Source organism: Curtobacterium sp. SORGH_AS_0776, from assembly GCF_031453355.1.
In the GTDB taxonomy this organism is placed as follows: domain Bacteria; phylum Actinomycetota; class Actinomycetes; order Actinomycetales; family Microbacteriaceae; genus Curtobacterium.
Window position 1 is genome coordinate 850,444 of sequence record NZ_JAVIYU010000001.1, and the last position, 18,717, is coordinate 869,160.

Consider the following 18,717-nt stretch of genomic DNA (forward strand, 5'->3'; position numbering starts at 1 on the left):
GGTCAGCGGAGCAGGACGAACGAGCGGAGCGGTGCCGACGCGACGTCGTGCACCTCGACGAAGCCCCGCGACTCGTAGAACGCCCGCTGCCCCGGTTCGGCATCGGTCGTCAGCACGGTCTGGCGCACGTGTGCGTACCGCTCGAGGAGGCCGTCGAGCAGGGCCCCGCCGATGCCTGCCCGGTGGTGCTCGGGTGCGACGAGGACGTCCTGCACGTACACGATCGTCACGCCGTCGGACACGGTCCGGACCAGCCCGACGAGCGAGCCCGTCGCGTCCCGGGCGGTCAGCACGAGGTGCGACCCGAGGACCGCGGCGACGAGGGTCTCCGGGTCCCGCGTGTACGCCGTCCACCCGACGTCGCGGTACAGCGCCAGGAGTTCGTCCCCGGCCGGTCGTTCCTCCGCGATCACCACCACGGTCCCATCGTGGCAGACGTCAGTCGGCGGCCTGCCCCGCGGGGACGAAGGCCTGCACGTCGAGCTCCGTCACGTCCTCCGACCGGCACGCGGCGAACGCGGTGTACGGGACGAACAGGGACTCCTTCGACCCGGGCGGGTACACCCGGAAGCCGTCGGGCGACGTGGGGTCGCACGTCGACTCCGGGTAGTCCTCCGAGTTCGTGACCTTGAGCGGCGCCACTGCCTCCTGCCCGGACGCCAGCGTGACGGTCGGGTGGGGTGCCGCCCGGTCGAGCGTCGCCGCGTTGCCGATCTGCGTGCCGTTCGTGTCGCCGACGAACGACACCCCTGGCCACCCCTGCAGCGTGCAGGTCGACGACCCGGTGTTCCGCACGACGAGGTGGACGTACGTGCTCCCGGCAGCGCCACCGCTGCCGGCCTCGATGCTCCCGGCGAGCGAGGACGTCGCGCACGCCGAGGACCCAGCGCCCGAGGACCCTGCACCCGAGGAACCACCCGAGGAACCACCGGACGATCCGCCCGACGCGCTCGGCGACGACGCCGAGCCGGACGACGCGGACGACGGCGTCGGTGCCGACGTCGGTGTCGCCGTGACGGTCTCCGTCGTCGTGGCCGACGGGGTCGTGGCGCCGCCCGACGAGCAGCCGGCGAGCAGACCGACGGCGACGATGCCGACGGCGACGAGCAGTGGGGAACCAGCGCGACGTTGCATGAGCCAACGCAACCACCGCCCCGGGGTACACGACTCGGGTGGCGCCCAGCCGCCCCGAGGACACTCCAGGGCACGCGCCAGCGCACGAGCAACGGAGGTCGACATGGCAGGCAAGCATGAACAGGCACGCGGCGACGAGGGCAGGTCGGACGGCGTCGAGCCCCGTGCCGGCTCCTTCACGGACAGCGAGATCCCGGGCGAGCCCCCCGTGGCGTCGAACGAGCCCGCGGGCGAGTTCGTCTCGAGCGACATCCCCGGCGAGACCCGTCCCGAGGGCGGCGACGGCGAGGGCGAGTACGTCGAGTCGGACATCCCCGGCGAGGCCGAGCCCACCCCGGACGGCGAGGTCGGGCACTACACCGACCGCGACCAGGTCTGACCTAGTCGACCAGCTCCGCCGCCACGAGGCGGCGGAGCGTCTCGACGCCCGCCGGCGGGCACCGGTCCGCGTCCGCGGAGGTGACCCACTCGACCTCGTCCACCTCTGCCGAGGCGACCGGCGTGGCGGAGTCGAGCGCGCCTCCTGGGCGTGCCAGGAACAGCGCCATCGCGACCATCGTGCCCGGGGCCTGCCCGTGTGCCGGCTCGGTGACGGTGCCGAACGGCTCGACGTCGTCGGCGGTCAGCCGCAGGCCGGTCTCCTCGAAGGCTTCGCGGACGACGGCCTCGACGTCGCTCTCGTGCGGCTCCGCCTTGCCCCCGGGGAGGTAGAGAACGTCGCGCATCCGCGCGCGCACCATGAGCACGCGGCGGTCGCGCACCAGCAGCAGCGCACTGACACGCAGGGTCGCGGGGTGGCCCTGGAGGCTCAGCTCGCGTCCGCCTCGTCGGTGCGGTCGCGCTCGATCCGCTCGGGCGCGGTGCGCTCCGCGAGCGGCACGACCGGCGACGGCAGCTCCGCCTCCGGCGCGGGACGGACACCGAAGAGGGCGTCGAGCGCCCCGACGAACTCCTCGCCGCGACCGGCGCGACCGAGTTCGCGAGCGCGCACCGAGGGACGGTGGAGCAGGACGCCGACGAGGTGCCGCAGGGCGCGCTCGGTCTGCTCGGCCGAGGCGTCGTCGCCGTCCGCACGACGCTTCGCGCGGTCGATCTCGTCGTCGAGGATGTCGAAGACGTGCTTGCGGAAGGCCACGAGCGCGGGCGTCGTCGACTGCTCGAGGGCCTGGGCGCGGAAGCGGGACACGGCGTCCTCGACCATCGCGCGGGCCTCGGACTCGGCGTTCAGCTCGGCGATCGGGGCGTGGATGCTGATGGTCTCGAGGTCGAGCAGCTCGACGCCGTCGACGGCGGCCGCGTCGGGGTCCACGTTGCGGGGGAGTCCGAGGTCGATGACGATGCGCCGGACGCCGTCGTCGAGGTCGGCCGGTTCGACGACCGGGACCTCGCTCGAGGTGCAGGTGATCACGACGTCGCTCGAACCGATGGCCTGGCGGAGGTCGTGCGCGGCGACGAGGTCGTGCTTCGCGGCGAACCACGGCGCCCGGCCGGAGGGGGAGAAGACCTGGATGGTGACGGCGCCGCGGTCGCGCAGGGCGGCGATGGTCGTCGCGGCGTAGCTGCCGGTGCCGATCAGGAGCACCCGGGTCCGGCCCCAGTCGGTCACGCGGGAGGACGCGAGCTCGAGGCCGAGCCGCACGAGCGACCGGCCGGCGGCGCCGATGCGGGTGCGGGTCTTGACGCCGCGGGAGGTGTGCGCGGCTTCCTGGAAGAGCCGCTCGAGGTCCGAGGTGGTGGTGCCGTTCGAGCGGGCGTCCTCGAGCGAGCGGCGGACCTGCCCGGAGATCTCGGTCTCACCGACCACGACGGACTCGAGGCCGCTCGAGACGGCGAAGAGGTGCTGCACGACGTCCTTGCCGCCGAGCACGTTGACGGACCGGAGGACCTCGGCGGGGTCGAGGTCGCTCGCGGTGGCGACGGCGTCGACGGTGGCCGACACGGCGGAGTCGCGGTCGTCGCCGGCGATGTCGAGGTAGGCCTCGAAGCGGTTGCACGTGGCGAGGACGACGGCCCCGTCCAGCACGTCGGAGTCCGTGACGAGACGGCTCGCGGCGGTCGGTGCGCCGATGCTCAGTCGCTCCAGGAGATCGAAGCTGGCGTTGCGATGCGACGCCGTGAGACAGATGAGCACGTCTTCCATGGTAACTCGCGTTGCGCCGGGCTCCTGCTCGGATCGTGCGTGCTCGGGATACGTCCCGTTCGCCGATGGGAGAATCGTGCGGTGACCGACGCATCCACGACCGCCCTCCCCGCCTCGCACCCGCTCGTCTCCGGGCGGACGTCGGGATCGCCCCTCGTCCGGGCGCTGCGCGGTGACCGGCCCGAGACCCTGCCGGTGTGGTTCATGCGCCAGGCCGGCCGGTCCCTGCCGGAGTACCGCGAACTGCGCGTCGGAACGGCCATGCTCGACGCCTGCCTCGACCCGGCCATGGCGTCGGAGATCACGCTGCAGCCGGTCCGACGGCACGGGGTCGACGCCGGCATCTTCTTCAGCGACATCGTCGTGCCGATCAAGCTCGCGGGCGTCGACGTCGAGATCGTCCCCGGGCGCGGGCCGGTGCTGGCGTCCCCGATCCGCACCCCGGCCGACGTCGACGCACTGGGACAGCTCGACGCGACTGCCCTCGCCCCGATCACCGACGCCGTGGCGCGCACGGTCGAACAGCTCGGCGACACCCCGCTCATCGGGTTCGCCGGGGCGCCCTTCACGCTCGCGGCCTACCTGGTCGAGGGCGGACCGTCGAAGGACCACATCCGCGCCCGGACGCTCATGCACTCGGACCCGGAGACCTGGTCGCGCCTGCTCGCCTGGGCCGCCGGGGTGTCGGGGGCGTTCCTCCGGGCCCAGGTGCTCGCCGGGGCCTCCGCCGCACAGCTGTTCGACTCGTGGGTGGGCTCGCTCTCCCGCGAGGACTACGTCACCCGCGTCGCACCGCACTCGGCCGACGCCCTGGCCCACGTCGCCGACCTCGGCGTCCCGCGCATCCACTTCGGCGTCGGCAGCGGCGAGGTCCTGCGCGACATGACGACCTTCGGTACGGACCGGGTCGGCGTCGACGCGGTCGGCGTCGACTGGCGGCTGCCGCTCGACGAGGCCGTGCGCCGGGTCGGCACCGGGGTCACCGTGCAGGGCAACATCGACCCGGCGATGCTCTCCGCCCCGTGGGAGGTGCTCGAGGCCCACGTGCGCGACGTCGTCCGCCGCGGTGGTGCGGCCCGGGCGCACGTCGTCAACCTCGGGCACGGTGTGCCGCCGGAGACCGACCCGACCGTGCTCACCCGCATCGTGTCCCTCGTCCACGAGCTCGGGGACGGGACGGCCGCGGCGACCGGAGTGCGGGCGTGACCGACGTCGTCGTGGTCGGCGGCGGGGTCGCCGGACTCGTCGCGGCGCGGGACCTGGCGAAGGGCGGCGCGCACGTCGTCCTCGTCGAGGGCTCCGGCGTGCTCGGCGGCATGGTCCGTCGGCACACCGTCGCGGGACTCGACCTCGACATGGCGGCGGACTCGTTCGCGACCCGCAACGACGCCGTCGGCCGGCTGGCGATCGAACTCGGCCTCGGCAACGAGGTCACGACACCGGACCCTCGTGGCGCGTGGCTGATGACCCGGGACGGCCGGACGGCGCCGATCCCGCAGACCGGCCTGCTCGGGATCCCGGGGAGCCCGATGGCGGCCGACGTCCTCGCGGTCGTCGGGCAGAAGTCGGCGCTCCGGGCGCAGATGGACTCCCTGCTGCCGTCCCTCGTCGGGTCGAAGGCGCCGTCGCTCGGCGAGCTGGTCCGCAAGCGGATGGGCGAGCAGGTCCTCGACGACCTGGTGGTCCCGATCGTGGCCGGCGTGCACTCGACGCACCCGGACGACCTCGACCCGGACCGGGTGGCTCCCGGGCTCCGGGCGGCGCTGCTGCGCGAGGGCTCCCTCGCCCGTGCGGTCCTCGCACTCCGGGCCCGTGCGACGGCCGGGTCCGCCGTGCAGGGCATCCGCGGCGGCACCGTGCGGCTCGTCGACGAGCTCGTGGCCGACATGGAGACCTACCGGGTCGACGTCCGCCTGCACACCCGGGCCACCGCGATCGAGGAGCACGCCGTCGAGGTCCGCACCGACGACGGCGAGACCGAGCGACTGGTGGCCGAGCACGTCCTCGCGTCGACGGCGGACCCCGCCCGCGCGGCCGGCCCCGTGCGCACGGGCATCGAGCTCGTGACGCTCGTGGTCGACCAGCACGAACTCGACGCGGCGCCGCGCGGGACCGGGATGCTCGTGCACCCGGACGCACCCGGGGTCCGGGCGAAGGCGATCACGCACGCGACGGTGAAGTGGCCGTGGCTGGCCGAGGCGGCCGGGGGCCGGCACGTCCTGCGGCTGAGCTACGCGACGACGGACACGGGGGTCGCGGCGACCACCCCTGGAGCCGCCGTCGACGCGGTCGAGACCGGGAGGAGCCTCCCGGTCGACCCGTACGACGCGATCGGTACCCGCGCCGCTCAGGACGCCTCCGCCCTGCTCGGCGTGCCGATCGCGCCGTCCGCCGTGGTCGGTGCCGCACGTGTCCGGTGGCACGGTCCGGACACGACCGCCGCGGGGCTCGCCGACGGGGTCGTCGGGATCGGCGAGGCGTCGACGGGCCGAGGGCTGGCCGGCATCGTCGCGGCCGCACGGACCGCCGCTGAGCACATCCTGGATTCCTGAGCGGACCGCACCCTGGGAGAGGGCTACTGTTGCAGGAACGCCGGACGTATTCCGATCGGCGCATGACCACGCACACTGACCCAACGGAGGAATCGCACATGCGAGGCAAGCTCCTGTTCGTCGCCGGCGCCGCTCTCGGGTACGTCCTGGGATCGCGAGCCGGACGGGCGCGGTACGAGCAGATCAAGACCGTCAGCGGCAAGATCTGGAACAGCAACGGCGTCCAGAAGGGCGTCCACGTCGCCGAGGAATTCATCGCCGACAAGACCCCCGACGTCGCCGAGTTCGTCGGTGAGCAGACGAAGAAGGTCGTCCGCAAGGTCGGGCAGAAGAAGGACAGCCAGGCCTCATGACAGACACCCGCGACCGCAAGCCGCGTTCGCTGTTCGGCCTGGTCGGCGACGTCCCCAAGCTCGTCAAGGAGCTGGTGACGGGTGAGCTGAACCTGCTCAAGGCCGAGATGCTGACGAAGGCGAAGATCTTCGGCCTCGCCGCGGGTCTGCTCGTGGGCGCGCTCGTCATCGTCCTCTACGCGATCGGCGTGCTGCTGACCGCCGCCGTCATGGGGCTCGCGACCGTGATGCCCGCCTGGCTCGCAGCACTCGTGATCGCCGTCGTGATGCTCATCGTCGCCGGCATCCTCGGCCTGCTCGGCTGGAAGCGCCTGAAGAAGGGGCTCCCGATCACGCCGAAGCGCACCATCGACAGCGTGAAGAACGACGTCAACGCGGTGAAGGGCCTCGGCAAGAAGCCGACCCCGCCGACCCAGTACGGCACCCGCAAGCCCGACGTCGGCGGCCGCTTCTAGCGACGACCGCCCCGTCCACCACCCCACACCCCGGAGGACCCACGTGACCGATCAGCACGACGACCTGGCCGACCGCGTCGCGTCGACCCGCGCCCAGCTGTTCGACACCCTCGACGCGATCGAGGACAAGCTCAACGTCCCGAAGCAGATCGGCATCGCCGCGTCGAAGGTCAAGCGCGGGATCGACAAGAAGCCGGTGCCGTACCTGGCCGGGCTCGCAGCGGGCGTGGCAGTGGTCGGGGGTATCGTCGTAGCGGTGCTCCGACGGCGGTAGCGCTCGCCGTCGAAAGGGGAGCGGCGTCACCTTTGTGACCGATAGGACAATGGACACATGAGTTCCACCGTGCCCACGCACGACGCACACGAGACCTCCCCCGACGGCATCGACCCCAACATGCTGACGGCCTACGCCCTGTGGGCCGTCTTCCGCCGTCCGCTCGGCCCGATCCACGCCGTCGGCGACGACGCGGTGGCCGAGCTCGACGCCGTCATCGCCGCCGCTGCCGAGCGCGGCGTGACGATCCGCGGCTTCTACGACGTGTCCGGCTTCCGCGCCGACGCCGACGTGATGGTCTGGCTGCACGGCGACGACGCGCAGGCGATCCAGGCGGTGCTCCGCGAGATCCGCCGCACGGCACTCTTCCAGGACGCCGAGCCGGTGTGGCACGCCATGGCGATGCACCGCGAAGCCGAGTTCAACAAGCGCCACACCCCCGCCTTCCTGCGCGGCAAGGAGCCAGAGGCCTGGATCACGGTCTACCCGTTCGTCCGGTCCTACGAGTGGTACCTCCTGCCGGAAGAGGAGCGCTCGAAGATGCTCCGCGACCACGGCATCGCCGGCGCGAAGTACCGCCGCGTGCTGACGAACACGATCGCCACCTTCGCGCTGAGCGACTACGAGTGGATCCTGCCGCTCGAGAGCCCGGACCTCGTCGACCTCGTCGACCTCATGCGCGACCTGCGCTACACCGAAGCCCGCATGCACGTGCGGGAAGAGGTGCCCTTCTTCACCGGTCGTCGTGTGACGACCACCGAGCTGCCGGAGGTGCTCTCGTGACCGACACCAGCATGATCACGAACGGTCAGGCCGTCCTCGCCGCGACCCCCGCGGCCGCCGACGGTCCCGAGCACGTCGAGGTCCCGGTCGCGTACGACGCGATCCTGCTCGCCGGCTTCGGCGGACCCGAGGGCCAGGACGACGTCATCCCGTTCCTGCGCAACGTGACCCGGGGCCGCGGCATCCCGGACGAACGCCTCGAAGAGGTCGCCCACCACTACCGGCACTTCGGCGGCGTCAGCCCGATCAACGCGCAGAACCGTGCGCTCAAGGCCGCGCTCGAGGCCGAGCTGGCCTCGCGCGGCATCGACATGCCGGTCCTCTGGGGCAACCGCAACTGGGAGCCCTACCTCGAAGAGGCCTTCACCGAGGCGGCCGACAAGGGCTACAACAAGCTCATCGCGATCGCCACGAGCGCCTACTCGTCGTTCTCGAGCTGCCGCCAGTACCGCGAGGACTACGCCCGCGTGCTGTCCGAGACCGGTCTGATCGACACCATCCAGATCGACAAGGTCCGGCAGTTCTTCGACCACCCGGGCTTCGTCCGCCCGTTCGTGGACGGCGTCCGTGACGGCATGGCGCGTGCGATCGCCGAGAACGACGGCCTCGACGTCGCGACCGAGCTGCACGTGCTGTTCTCGACGCACTCGATCCCGTCGACCGACGCCGCCAAGTCCGGCCCGGACTACCGGGGCTTCGACGAGCACGGCGCGTACGAGGCCCAGCACCTCGCCGTCGCGCAGGTCGTCCTCGACCAGGCGTGGGCGGAGCTGCTCGAGCAGCCCGAGCACGCGTCGCTCCGCGGCACCAGCACGCCGCCGTGGAAGCTCGTGTACCAGTCGCGCTCGGGCCCCCCGACGCAGCCGTGGCTCGAGCCCGACATCAACGACTACATGAACGAGGAGCTCAAGGGCGGCCCGACCCGCGCCGTGCTCATCGTCCCGCTCGGCTTCGTGAGCGACCACATGGAGGTCATGTGGGACCTCGACGAAGAGGCCACCGAGACCGCTCAGGAGCTCGGCTTCTGGTCGGTGCGCACGCAGACCCCGGGTGTCGACCCGGCCTACGTCTCCGGTCTGGTGGACCTCGTCCTCGAGCGTGTCAACGGCACCCCGACGAGCGAGCGCCCGCACCTGACCGACCTCGGTCCCTGGTACGACGTCTGCCGTCCGGGGTGCTGCGAGAACGTGCGCGCCGGGTTCAAGCCCGCAGCGGCCGGGCTCGCCCCGTGACCGACGCGTCCGCGCCGACCGGCAGCCCAGACGGCCCGGCCCCGATCCGGCTCGGCACCCGTGCCAGCCGGCTCGCGGTCGCCCAGTCGCAGGACGTCGCCGACCGCTTGGCGACGGCGTCCGGTCGACCGGTCGAGCTCGTCACGGTCACGAGCGAGGGCGACACGAACCGCGCCTCCCTCGCGAGCCTCGGCGGCACGGGCGTGTTCGCCAGCGCGCTCCGCGAAGCACTCGTCGCGGGCGAGGTCGACGTCCTCGTGCACTCCCTCAAGGACCTCCCGACCGCGCCGTACCCGGGGCTGACGATCGCCGCGGTGCCGAAGCGTGCCGACGCCCGAGACGTCCTCGTCGCCCGGAACGCCGCGACCATCGAGACCCTGCCCGAGGGCGCGAAGGTCGGTACCGGTTCGCCCCGCCGCGTCGCGCAGCTCAGGGCCAAGCGTCCCGACCTCGACGTGGTGGACATCCGCGGCAACATCGACACCCGCCTCGGACGCGTGGACGACGACCTCGACGCGGTGGTCCTCGCGGCCGCCGGCCTGACGCGCATCGACCGGCTCGACGCGGCGACCGAACTGCTCGACCTCGGCTTCTGGCCGAGTGCCCCCGGGCAGGGAGCGCTCGCGATCGAGACCCGCGCCGACGAGACGGACCGGAACCTCCTCGCCGCCCTGCGGAAGATCGAGCACGCGCCGACTCGCCTGACCGTGTCCGCCGAGCGCGAGGTCCTCGCGAAGCTCGAGGCCGGGTGCTCCGCCCCGATCGGTGCCACCGCGATCGTCGACGCCGAGATGCTCCTCGTCTCCGCGACGGTCTACCGGCCCGACGGCTCCGAGTACCGCACCGCATCACACGCCGCCGTGCTCGACGGCTGCGCACAGGACCGCCTGACCGAGGCGCTCGAGCTCGGTGGCCGGGTCGCCGCCGAACTGCTCGAGAATGGTGCGGCCGACCTGGCGGACCTCGCGACTCCGGCGGAGTAGGCGGTCGCCACGCACCCCGACGTCAGCACCGCGGACGCGGCACGACAGCCGGTCGTCCTGGTCCCGCGCGGCGGGGCGTGGGGTGACCGGGTCGCCGCGGCCGCTCGCGAGCGTGGGCTCGACCCGCTCGTCGTCCCGCTGATCGCGGACGCGGCACCCACGGATCGGTCCGCCCTCGAGGCTGCGGTCGACCGGTTGATCGCGTCCGGCGGGTCCAGGAGGCACGACGCACCTCCGCCGGTCGGGTCCGGTCCGCCGTCGGCGAGCGGGCAGGACGCGCCGTCGGCCGGTCGGCGAGCGGGCGGAACCGGCCGCCTGGCCGCGTCGACCGGGCCGGATCGTGCCCACTCGGGACCCGCGACCGACGGCACCGCCCGCACCGACAGCACCGCCCGCACCGGCGGCACCGGCGGCACCGACGGCGCCGGGTACGCGTGGATGGTGGTGACCAGTGCGACGGCCGTGCGCGTGGTCGCGGAACGGGTGGCGCGCCTCCCGTCCGACCTGCGGGTGGCGGCGGTCGGCGAGCCGACCGCCCGTGCCGCGCGTGCTGCGGGCTGGGTCGTCGACCTGGTGCCGTCCGAATCCTCGGGCGCCGCGCTCGCGCACGCGATGCCGGACACCTCCGGCACCGTCCTCTTCCCACGCTCGGACCTCGCTGCCCCGACCGTCGTCGACACCCTGCGCGCCCGCGGGATCGACGTGGACGACGTGGTCGCGTACCGTACCGTGGGGACCGGCGACGAGCCGGTCGTCCTCGACTCCCCGCCCGCCGCCGTGCTCGTGACGAGCGGTAGCGTCGCTCGCGAGATCGCCCGGCGGATGACCCCGCTCGACCCCCGCACCGTGGTCGCGTGCATCGGACCCGGGACCGCTGCCGAAGCCCGCGCCGCCGGCCTGCCCGTGCACGTGGTCGCCCGGACCCGATCCGCAGAAGCCCTGCTCGACGCCGTCGTCGAGTCCCTGAACCCCACCGCCCCGAACAGGAAGGCACCGAAGTGACCGGCCGTTTCCCCCAGGTCCGCCCCCGACGACTCCGCGCGACCGGCGCGATGCGTCGACTCGTCGCCGAGACCCGGCTCCACCCCGCCGAGCTCGTGCTGCCGATGTTCATCCGCGAGGGGGCGACCGAGGCGATCGACATCACGAGCATGCCCGGGGTCCAGCAGCACTCGCTCGACTCGTTCCGCCGTGCCCTGCACGAGGCGGCGTCGGTCGGGATCGGCGGCGTGAACCTGTTCGGCGTGCCGACGTCGAAGGACGCGCAGGGATCCGGCGCGACCGACCCGGACGGCATCCTCAACGTCGCGATCCGCGTCGCGCGCGACGAGGTCGGCGACGCCCTCGTCGTGCAGTCGGACCTGTGCCTCGACGAGTTCACCGACCACGGGCACTGCGGCGTCCTGGCCGCGGACGGCTCGGTCGACAACGACGCCACGCTCGAGCGGTACCGCGACATGGCGGTCGTGCAGGCCGAGGCCGGTGCCGAGCTCGTCTGCATGAGCGGCATGATGGACGGCCAGATCGCCGCCGCACGGGACGCGCTGGACGCGGCCGGGCACAGCGGTACGGCGCTGCTGGCGTACGCGGCCAAGTACGCGAGCGCGTTCTACGGACCCTTCCGCGAGGCCGTCGACTCCTCGCTCGTGGGCGACCGTCGCACGTACCAGATCGACGCCGCGAACGGTCGGCAGGGCCTCCGCGAGGTCGAGCAGGACATCGCCGAGGGTGCCGACATCGTCATGGTGAAGCCGGCGATGAGCTACCTCGACGTGCTGGCCGAGACCGCACGCACCTCGCCGGTGCCGGTCTGGGCGTACCAGATCTCCGGCGAGTACGCGATGATCACCGCAGCCGCGCAGAACGGCTGGATCGACCGCGACGCCGCGGCGATGGAGGCGCTCGTCGGCATCAAGCGCGCCGGCGCCGACGCGATCCTCACCTACTTCGCGGTCGACATCGCTCGCAAGCTCAACGAGGAGGCGGGCCTCCGCACCTCCGGCAGCACCAGTGCCGTGGACGGCATCGCCTCGACCGGGAAGGCCCCAGAATGACCACGAACGACCAGCTCTTCGGCCGTGCGAAGAACAGCATCCCCGGCGGGGTCAACTCGCCGGTCCGGGCGTACGGCTCCGTCGGCGGGACGCCCCGCTTCCTGACGAGCGCGACGGGCGCCTACGTCACCGACGCCGAGGGGCGGGAGTACGTCGACCTCGTCGCCTCGTGGGGGCCCGCGATCCTCGGGCACGCCCACCCTGCCACGGTCGAGGCCGTGCAGCAGGCGGCGGCGCGAGGGCTGAGCTTCGGGGCGTCCACCCCGGGGGAGACCGAGCTCGCCGAGCTCGTGAAGCAGCGGGTGTCGGTGGACGGCGACGGCCCGATCGAGAAGCTCCGCATGGTGTCAACGGGCACCGAGGCGACGATGACCGCGATCCGGCTCGCCCGCGGGTACACCGGCCGCGACCTGCTCGTGAAGTTCGCCGGGCACTACCACGGCCACTCGGACTCCCTGCTGGCCGAGGCCGGTTCGGGTGTGGCCACGCTCGCGCTCCCCGGCAGTGCCGGCATCACCGCCGAGACCGCCGCGCAGACCCTGGTGCTGCCCTACAACGACCTCGACGCCGTCCGCCGCGCGTTCGACGAGCACTCCGAGCGCATCGCCGGCGTGATCGTCGAGGCAGCGGCCGCGAACATGGGCGTCCTCGCCCCCGAGCGTGGGTTCAACCGGGCCCTGGCGCAGATCGTGCAGGCGCACGGCGCGCTGCTCATCGTCGACGAGGTCCTGACCGGCTTCCGGGTGGGTTCTGCCGGGTGGTGGGGCCTCGAGGCGTCGAAGGTCGTGCCGGACGGCGCCGGGTGGAAGCCCGACCTCGTCACGTTCGGCAAGGTCATCGGCGGCGGCATGCCCCTCGCAGCACTCGGTGGTCGGCGCGAGGTCATGGACTACCTCGCCCCGCTCGGCCCCGTCTACCAGGCGGGCACGCTGTCGGGGAACCCGCTCGCGGTCGCCGCGGGCATCGCCACGCTGCGGGCCGCGACGCCCGAGGTCTACGCCCACCTCGACCGGACCGCGGCGACCATCGCGACGGCGACGAGCGACGCACTGTCCGCCGAGGGCGTCGCCCACACCGTCCAGCACGCCGGCAACCTCTTCTCGTTCGCCTTCACCGAGACCGCCCCGCGGAACTACGACGACGTCCGAGCGCAGGAGGCGTTCCGGTACGCGCCGTTCTTCCACGCCATGCTCGACGCGGGGGTGACCCTGCCCCCGAGCGTCTTCGAGGCGTGGTTCGTCACGGCGGCGCACGACGACCGGGCCGTCGGACGGGTGCTCGACGCACTGCCGGCCGCGGCGAAGGCGGCCGCGCGCGCCACGGCGTGACGCCACCACCTGCGTGACGTCAGGCGCGGGTCGGGCCCGACCCGCGCCTCCCGTCCGCCGCCCCCGGGGACGTGCGGCGCGACGTGCGCAGCGCAGCGACGAGTGCTCGTGGTGCAGCGCGCGCAGTCGTCGTCGGGCTGCGCGGTTGCGGCTCGGGCGCCGCGGCTCAGGACGCGCGGCGAGCGGCCCAGCGCCCCTCGGCCCGGAGGATCGCGAGCGGGAAGTCGAAGGCGTGCGAGACCGCCGACGACGTGATGACCTCGTCCGAGGTGCCCTGGGCGACCGCGACGCCGTCGCGCAGCAGCATCGCGTGCGAGGTCGACGCGGGCAGGTCCTCGAGGTGGTGCGTCACCATCACGCTCCCGAGCTCGGGGTGCCGGTGGCGCAGGGCGTCGACGGTCTCGAGCAGGTGTTCGCGCGCGGCGACGTCGAGCCCGGTCGCCGGTTCGTCGAGCAGGAGCAGCTGCGGCTCGGACATGAGCGCCCGGGCGATGAGCGTCCGTCCGCGTTCGCCCTGCGACAGGACCGGCCAGCGGGCGTCCCGACGCGCCGTCAGCCCGACGTCGGCGATGTGCTGCTCGGCGGTGGCCACCTGCGCCGACGTCGGCTCCCATCGCATCATGAGGTCGGTCGTGCCGGTGAGCCCGGTGAGCACGGTCTCGAGGACGGTCAGCGGCGAGAGCATCCGGTGGCGGGGGTCGACGTGCCCGATGTGCTCGCGGAGCTCCCGGACGTCGACGCGCCCGAGTCGCCGGGCCGAGCAGTTCGACGGTGCCGGCCGTCGGGTGCCCGGTGGCGCCGAGGACCGCGAGCAGCGTCGACTTCCCGGCACCGTTCGGCCCGAGGAGCGCCCAGTGCTCCCCGCGCCGGACGGTCAGGTCGATGTCGTGCAGGAGGTCCCGGCCGGACCGGGTCACGCGGACCCCGGCCGCTCGGATGAGGACGTCGTCGATGCTGCTCACGGGTCCATCGTGGCCCAGGCGGCCGGGGATCGCTGGACGGGTCAGCCGGCGGCGGCGGTCCCGGCGGCGCGGAGCTCGTCCGCCTGCTGCTCGGCGGTCGCGGTCAGCGCCCGGATCGCGGCCGCGGCGGCGTCGCCGTCACGCTTCGCGATGGCCGCACGCAGCGGGTCGACCGAGTGCTTGTAGTCCCAGAACTGCCACGCACCCTGGGCGAGCGAGAGGAACCGTGCGCGGGGCAGGAGCGACTCGGCGAACTTGTCGAGCAGCTCGTTGTCGGCGGCGTCGACGAGCAGAGAGATGACCGTCTCGAGCTCGGCGTCCATGCGCTTGTCCTGCTGCTCGGAGTACGAGCGCACGGCTTCGAGGTGCTCGGTCAGCGCCTTGGCTGCGGAGGCGTCGAGCTTCGGCACGCCCCAGCGCGCAGCGAGTTCGACGAACCCGCCGAGGACCTGGGTGGTGTCGGCGGCCTGCTTGCCGGTCGGGGTGGCGACGCGGGTGTACCGGTTCGCCTCCATCTCGACCAGGCCGTAGTCGACGAGCTTGGCGATCGCCTCACGGATGGGGGTGCGACTGACCCCGAGCCACTGCACGAGCTCGTCGTCGTTGAGGCGCTCGCCCGCCTGGAGCGTGCCGTCCTGGATCGCGGCGAGCATCTTCTCGAGCACGACGTCGCGCAGGAGCTTCCGCGGCGAGTTCTCGACGGTGGACTTGGGTACCGGCATGCCGGACTCCTCACGGGCTCAGGTGTTCTGTACTCAAATCCTAACGTGTCAATATGCAAACGCTTGTGAAATCTTAGTATTCAGCGATCGACCGCGACGACCGTGCGCCCGTGCACGTTTCCGGCGACGACCTCGGGTCCGACGGCGATGGCCTCCTCGAGCCCGGCGACCCGCGTCACGCCCGCCAGGAGCGCCGGGTCGAGATCGGTCGCGAGCCGCTGCCACGCCTGCTGACGAAGGGGCAGCGGGGCGTCGACGGAGTTGATGCCGAGCAGCGACACCGCCCGCAGGATGAAGGGCATCACCGAGGTCGGGAGCGCGGAGTCCTGCGCCAGGCCGCACGCCGTCACGGCCCCGCCCCACCGGGTCGCCGCGAGGACGTTCGCCAGGGTCGCGCCCCCGACGCTGTCCACCGCGCCCGCCCAGTGCGCCCGCTGCATCGGCCGGCCGAGCTCGGACAGGGTCGCGCGGTCGATGACGTCGGTCGCGCCGAGTGCCCGGAGCGAGGCCTCGTTCGCGGCGCGTCCGGTCGAGGCCGTGACCTCGTACCCGCGGGCGGCGAGCAGCGCGATCGCGACCGTGCCGACGCCGCCGGACGCACCCGTCACGAGGACGGGACCGCTGCCCGGCTCGACGAACCGTTCGAGTGCGAGCACGCTGAGCATCGCGGTGAACCCGGCGGTCCCGATCGCGGCCGCGAAGGAGTCGTCGATCGAACCGGGCAGCACGACGAGCGACCCCGACGGCACCACCGCGTGCTCCGCCCAGCCGCCGTGCCGGGTCTCGCCGAGCCCGGCGCCGTTCTCGACGACCCGGTCGCCGATCGCGACGTCGTGCACGCCCGGTCCGAGGGCCGAGACGGTGCCGACGACGTCGATGCCGGGCACGAGCGGGTCGACCCGCGCGACGCCGGGATTCCGGGCGAGCGCCAGGCCGTCCTTGTAGTTGACGCTCGAGTACGTGACGTCGACGAGCACCTCGCCCTCGGTCGGGTCGGCGACGTCGACCTCGGTGACGGTGGGCGGGGCGGAACTGGAGACGAGGACTGCGCGGGTCACGCGTCGGACGCTACCCGCGTCTCCAGGACCACGACCGGCCGACCTGCGGACGCGTGTCAGCCGAACATGATGGCGGCCTCGTCGTACCGGGCCTGCGGCACGGTCTTCAGCTCGCCGAGCGCCTCCTCGAACGAGACGTGCTCGATGTCGGTGCCCCGGAGCGCCACCATGCGGCCCCAGCGCTCCTCGACCACCGAGTCGATGGCCGCCAGGCCGAGCCGCGTCGAGAGGACCCGGTCGTACGCCGTCGGGGTGCCGCCGCGCTGGATGTGGCCGAGCGTGGTGGCACGCGTCTCGATGCCCGTCATCTCCTCGATGAGCGGTGCGAGTCGCTCGCCGATCCCGCCGAGCCGCGGACGCCCGAACGCGTCGAGGCCGCGCTCGGTGTGCGCGTTGTCCTCGTGGTCGGGCACGAACCCCTCGGCGACGACGACCAGCGGCGCCCGACCACGGTCGTAGGCCGCCCGGACCCACGCGGCGATCTGCTCCATGCTCGTCTTCTGCTCTGGGATGAGGATCGCGTGGGCACCCGCGGCCATGCCGGAGTGCAGGGCGATCCAGCCGACGTGCCGGCCCATGACCTCGGCGACCATGCAGCGCGAGTGGGACTCGCCCGTGGTGCGCAGGCGGTCCATCGCCTCGGTCGCGATCGCGACGGCGGTGTCGAAGCCGAACGTGTAGTCGGTCGCGCCGAGGTCGTTGTCGACGGTCTTCGGGACACCGACGATCTTCAGTCCGGCGTCCGTGAGGCGCTTCGCGGCGGCCAGCGTGCCCTCGCCGCCGATCGCGACGATGGCGTCGATGCCGTGCCGCTCGAGAGTGCGCTCGATGTTCTCGACCCCGCCGTTCGGGCCCTCGAAGGGGTTCGTCCGGCTCGTGCCGAGGATCGTGCCGCCCTGCTTGGCGATGCCTTGGATGTCCTTGCGGCCGAGCGGGACGATGTCGCCGTCGACCACGCCGCGCCACCCGTCGCGGAAGCCGACGAAGTCGTGTCCGTAGATCGCGATGCCCTTCAGCACGATGGCGCGGATGACCGCGTTCAGGCCGGGGCAGTCGCCTCCGGAGGTGAGGATGCCGATGCGCATGGGGAACTCCGTCGTCGGGGTGCAGTGGGACACGCCCATCATGACTGACGGTGGTTCCGCATTACCATCCTGCGTGTGTCCCTCGCCGTTCCGTCCTCCGCCGCTGGTGGCGTCGAGGGCGCCGCGGCGCGGGTCGGTGGGTCTGCGGCGCGGGTCGACGAGGCCGCGTCGCGGGTCGGCGAGGCCGCGTCGCGGGTCGACACCGTCTACCGGCCAGGAGGCGCGGTGGACGTCCGCGCGACGCTCCGGCCCCTGCAGCGCGGCTCCGGCGACCCCGCCTTCCGCGTGGTCGGCTCCGACACGTGGCTCGCGCTCCGCACACCGGACGGCCCGGCCTCGGTGCTCGTGCGCCGTGCCGGTCCCGACGCGATCGCGGTCTCGGCGTGGGGCGACGGCGCCGAGTGGGCGGTGTCGCACGCTCCCGAACTGCTCGGCCGGGGTGACGACTGGTCGGACCTGGACGTGTCCCGGCACCCGTTCCTCGTCGACGCCCGGCACCGGCAACCGGGCCTCCGCCTGCTCCGAACCAACACCGTGATGGCGGCCCTGGTGCCCGCGATCATGGAGCAGAAGGTCACCTCCCGGCAGGCCTGGCGCGCCTGGCGGTACCTGCTGCGGCGGTACGGCACACCGGCGCCCGGACCAGCCCCGTCGGACATGTTCGTGCCGCCGACCGCTGCCGGGTGGGGTGCGATCCCGAGCTGGGAGTGGCACCGCGCCGGCATCGAGCCCGGTCGATCGGCGACGGTGATGCGGGCGGTCCGGGTGGCTCCGGCGCTCGAACGGACGCTGACGCTCGGCCGCGGCGGGGCCCTCGTGTCCGCGCGGCTGCAGTCGGTCCCCGGCATCGGGAAGTGGACGGCGGCGGAGACCGCGCAGCGCGCCCACGGCGATCCGGACTCCCCGAGCGTGGGGGACTTCCACGTGCCGGCGCTCGTCGGGTGGGCGTTGACCGGGGGACCGGTGGACGACGACGGGATGCTCGAGCTGCTGGAGCCGTGGCGGGGGCACCGGGAGCGGGTCGTGCGGCTCATCGGCGGGTCGGGCTTCCGGAAGCCGTCGTTCGGGCCGCGCCTGACGATCCAGGACCACCGGTACCACTGAGCCGCGGGGGCGCGGCGGCCGCTGGCGCCTCTGGCGCCGCTGGCGCCGGAGGTGTTCGCACAACCGAAGTGCGCCCGAGCCGTGCATCCGCGTGGTGCAACGTGCCTTTGGTTGTGCGGAGCGCCGCGCCGCGCCGGCGCCCGGCCGCTCCGCGGGTCAGGCCACCGCCGAGAACGGCACGCCGAACCACAGCGCGATCGGCGCGAGCCCCGACAGCACAGCGCTCGTGACGACCACGGCGGTCGACCCGCGGGTCTCCGCACGCCGGCGCGCGACGACACCGAGCACCAGCGCCACGACGACCCCGCCCCACGGGAGGAGCGACAACGCCAGCACGAGGGGCCACAGGAAGAGCGACGCCCCCGTCCCCGTGACGAGCACCGGCACCCACATGACCGACCAGAGCAACGCCAACGCCGTCCCGGACATGGACAGGATCGCCACGGCGACGACGAGCGTGGGGGTGGCGTGGGGCCGGACGGCGAGTTCGTGCACGTC

At 73.2% G+C, this 18,717-nt stretch carries 22 protein-coding genes and 1 pseudogene; 13 read left to right on the forward strand and 10 right to left on the reverse strand.

Annotated features, from left to right (window positions below):
• Positions 1 to 2: 2 nt before the first annotated feature.
• Together QE359_RS04265 and QE359_RS04270 are read right to left on the reverse strand one after the other, a co-directional pair.
• Complete coding sequence (locus QE359_RS04265) at positions 3 to 419, reverse strand: GNAT family N-acetyltransferase (protein WP_309777804.1); 417 nt, start codon at positions 417 to 419, stop codon at positions 3 to 5.
• A gap of 19 nt (positions 420 to 438) precedes the next feature.
• Complete coding sequence (locus tag QE359_RS04270) at positions 439 to 1,134, reverse strand: DUF4232 domain-containing protein (protein WP_309777806.1); 696 nt, start codon at positions 1,132 to 1,134, stop codon at positions 439 to 441.
• 103 nt (positions 1,135 to 1,237) lie between these two features.
• Here QE359_RS04270 and QE359_RS04275 point away from each other — a divergent pair, with 103 nt between their 5' ends.
• Entirely contained in the window at positions 1,238 to 1,513 is a 276-nt protein-coding gene (locus tag QE359_RS04275) for a hypothetical protein (protein WP_071294322.1), read from the forward strand.
• Position 1,514: 1 nt separating this feature from the next.
• Here QE359_RS04275 and QE359_RS04280 read toward each other — a convergent pair whose 3' ends face one another.
• Together QE359_RS04280 and QE359_RS04285 are read right to left on the reverse strand one after the other, a co-directional pair.
• Entirely contained in the window at positions 1,515 to 1,946 is a 432-nt protein-coding gene (locus QE359_RS04280) for an NUDIX domain-containing protein (protein ID WP_309780398.1), read from the reverse strand.
• The gene (locus QE359_RS04285; RefSeq protein ID WP_309777807.1) at positions 1,943 to 3,265 is read right to left on the reverse strand and encodes a glutamyl-tRNA reductase; all 1,323 of its coding nucleotides are present in this window, start codon (positions 3,263 to 3,265) and stop codon (positions 1,943 to 1,945) included. Before QE359_RS04285 ends, QE359_RS04280 begins: the two co-directional genes overlap by 4 nt.
• Positions 3,266 to 3,355: 90 nt before the next feature.
• Between QE359_RS04285 and hemE the strand changes: the two genes are divergently transcribed.
• From hemE to hemL, 11 genes are all read left to right on the forward strand, one after another.
• Entirely contained in the window at positions 3,356 to 4,480 is a 1,125-nt protein-coding gene (hemE, locus tag QE359_RS04290) for a uroporphyrinogen decarboxylase (RefSeq protein ID WP_071294323.1), read from the forward strand.
• Positions 4,477 to 5,826 carry an FAD-dependent oxidoreductase gene (locus QE359_RS04295; protein WP_309777809.1) on the forward strand — a complete coding sequence of 450 codons (1,350 nt, stop codon included), beginning with the start codon at positions 4,477 to 4,479 and terminating at the stop codon, positions 5,824 to 5,826. Before hemE ends, QE359_RS04295 begins: the two co-directional genes overlap by 4 nt.
• A gap of 98 nt (positions 5,827 to 5,924) precedes the next feature.
• Positions 5,925 to 6,179, forward strand: a complete 255-nt coding sequence (locus QE359_RS04300; protein WP_070417359.1) for a hypothetical protein — start codon at positions 5,925 to 5,927, stop codon at positions 6,177 to 6,179.
• The gene (locus QE359_RS04305) at positions 6,176 to 6,634 is read left to right on the forward strand and encodes a phage holin family protein (protein WP_071294325.1); all 459 of its coding nucleotides are present in this window, start codon (positions 6,176 to 6,178) and stop codon (positions 6,632 to 6,634) included. Before QE359_RS04300 ends, QE359_RS04305 begins: the two co-directional genes overlap by 4 nt.
• Positions 6,635 to 6,677: 43 nt before the next feature.
• Positions 6,678 to 6,908 (forward strand): hypothetical protein, encoded by a 231-nt coding sequence (locus QE359_RS04310; protein ID WP_309777810.1) that lies wholly within the window; start codon positions 6,678 to 6,680, stop codon positions 6,906 to 6,908.
• 57 nt (positions 6,909 to 6,965) lie between these two features.
• A complete protein-coding gene (gene hemQ, locus QE359_RS04315) occupies positions 6,966 to 7,691 on the forward strand; it encodes a hydrogen peroxide-dependent heme synthase (RefSeq protein ID WP_309777812.1) in 726 nt (241 codons plus the stop codon).
• The gene (locus QE359_RS04320) at positions 7,688 to 8,923 is read left to right on the forward strand and encodes a ferrochelatase (protein ID WP_374930692.1); all 1,236 of its coding nucleotides are present in this window, start codon (positions 7,688 to 7,690) and stop codon (positions 8,921 to 8,923) included. The genes hemQ and QE359_RS04320 overlap by 4 nt, the downstream gene beginning before the upstream one ends.
• A complete protein-coding gene (gene hemC / locus QE359_RS04325) occupies positions 8,920 to 9,906 on the forward strand; it encodes a hydroxymethylbilane synthase (protein ID WP_309777814.1) in 987 nt (328 codons plus the stop codon). The genes QE359_RS04320 and hemC overlap by 4 nt, the downstream gene beginning before the upstream one ends.
• A 444-nt stretch (positions 9,907 to 10,350) precedes the next feature.
• On the forward strand, positions 10,351 to 10,908 hold the full coding sequence (locus QE359_RS04330; RefSeq protein ID WP_396127716.1) for a uroporphyrinogen-III synthase: 558 nt from the start codon (positions 10,351 to 10,353) through the stop codon (positions 10,906 to 10,908).
• A gap of 50 nt (positions 10,909 to 10,958) precedes the next feature.
• Positions 10,959 to 11,960: a porphobilinogen synthase gene (gene hemB / locus QE359_RS04335; protein ID WP_309780399.1), complete on the forward strand. Its 1,002-nt coding sequence runs from the start codon at positions 10,959 to 10,961 to the stop codon at positions 11,958 to 11,960.
• On the forward strand, positions 11,957 to 13,288 hold the full coding sequence (gene hemL / locus QE359_RS04340; RefSeq protein ID WP_309777818.1) for a glutamate-1-semialdehyde 2,1-aminomutase: 1,332 nt from the start codon (positions 11,957 to 11,959) through the stop codon (positions 13,286 to 13,288). Before hemB ends, hemL begins: the two co-directional genes overlap by 4 nt.
• Positions 13,289 to 13,454: 166 nt before the next feature.
• Here the strand turns inward: hemL and QE359_RS04345 are convergent, their stop codons facing one another.
• From QE359_RS04345 to QE359_RS04365, 5 genes and pseudogenes are all read right to left on the reverse strand, one after another.
• On the reverse strand, positions 13,455 to 13,973 hold the full coding sequence (locus QE359_RS04345) for an ATP-binding cassette domain-containing protein (protein WP_309780400.1): 519 nt from the start codon (positions 13,971 to 13,973) through the stop codon (positions 13,455 to 13,457).
• A 115-nt stretch (positions 13,974 to 14,088) separates the two neighbouring features.
• Positions 14,089 to 14,250 (reverse strand): annotated as a pseudogene (locus tag QE359_RS04350) (ATP-binding cassette domain-containing protein); the annotation flags it as partial.
• Between the two features lie 41 nt (positions 14,251 to 14,291).
• A complete protein-coding gene (locus QE359_RS04355; RefSeq protein ID WP_070417351.1) occupies positions 14,292 to 14,972 on the reverse strand; it encodes a GntR family transcriptional regulator in 681 nt (226 codons plus the stop codon).
• 80 nt (positions 14,973 to 15,052) lie between these two features.
• Positions 15,053 to 16,030, reverse strand: a complete 978-nt coding sequence (locus QE359_RS04360) for an MDR family oxidoreductase (RefSeq protein WP_309777819.1) — start codon at positions 16,028 to 16,030, stop codon at positions 15,053 to 15,055.
• Positions 16,031 to 16,086: 56 nt separating this feature from the next.
• A complete protein-coding gene (locus QE359_RS04365) occupies positions 16,087 to 17,115 on the reverse strand; it encodes a 6-phosphofructokinase (protein ID WP_070419301.1) in 1,029 nt (342 codons plus the stop codon).
• Between the two features lie 75 nt (positions 17,116 to 17,190).
• On the opposite strand from QE359_RS04365, the gene QE359_RS04370 reads away from it, so the two are divergent.
• Positions 17,191 to 18,219, forward strand: coding sequence for a DNA-3-methyladenine glycosylase 2 family protein (locus tag QE359_RS04370; protein WP_309777820.1), 1,029 nt, complete (start codon positions 17,191 to 17,193; stop codon positions 18,217 to 18,219).
• Positions 18,220 to 18,375: 156 nt separating this feature from the next.
• Here QE359_RS04370 and QE359_RS04375 read toward each other — a convergent pair whose 3' ends face one another.
• Positions 18,376 to 18,714, reverse strand: coding sequence for a hypothetical protein (locus QE359_RS04375; protein WP_309777821.1), 339 nt, complete (start codon positions 18,712 to 18,714; stop codon positions 18,376 to 18,378).
• Between the last annotated feature and the right edge of the window lie 3 nt (positions 18,715 to 18,717).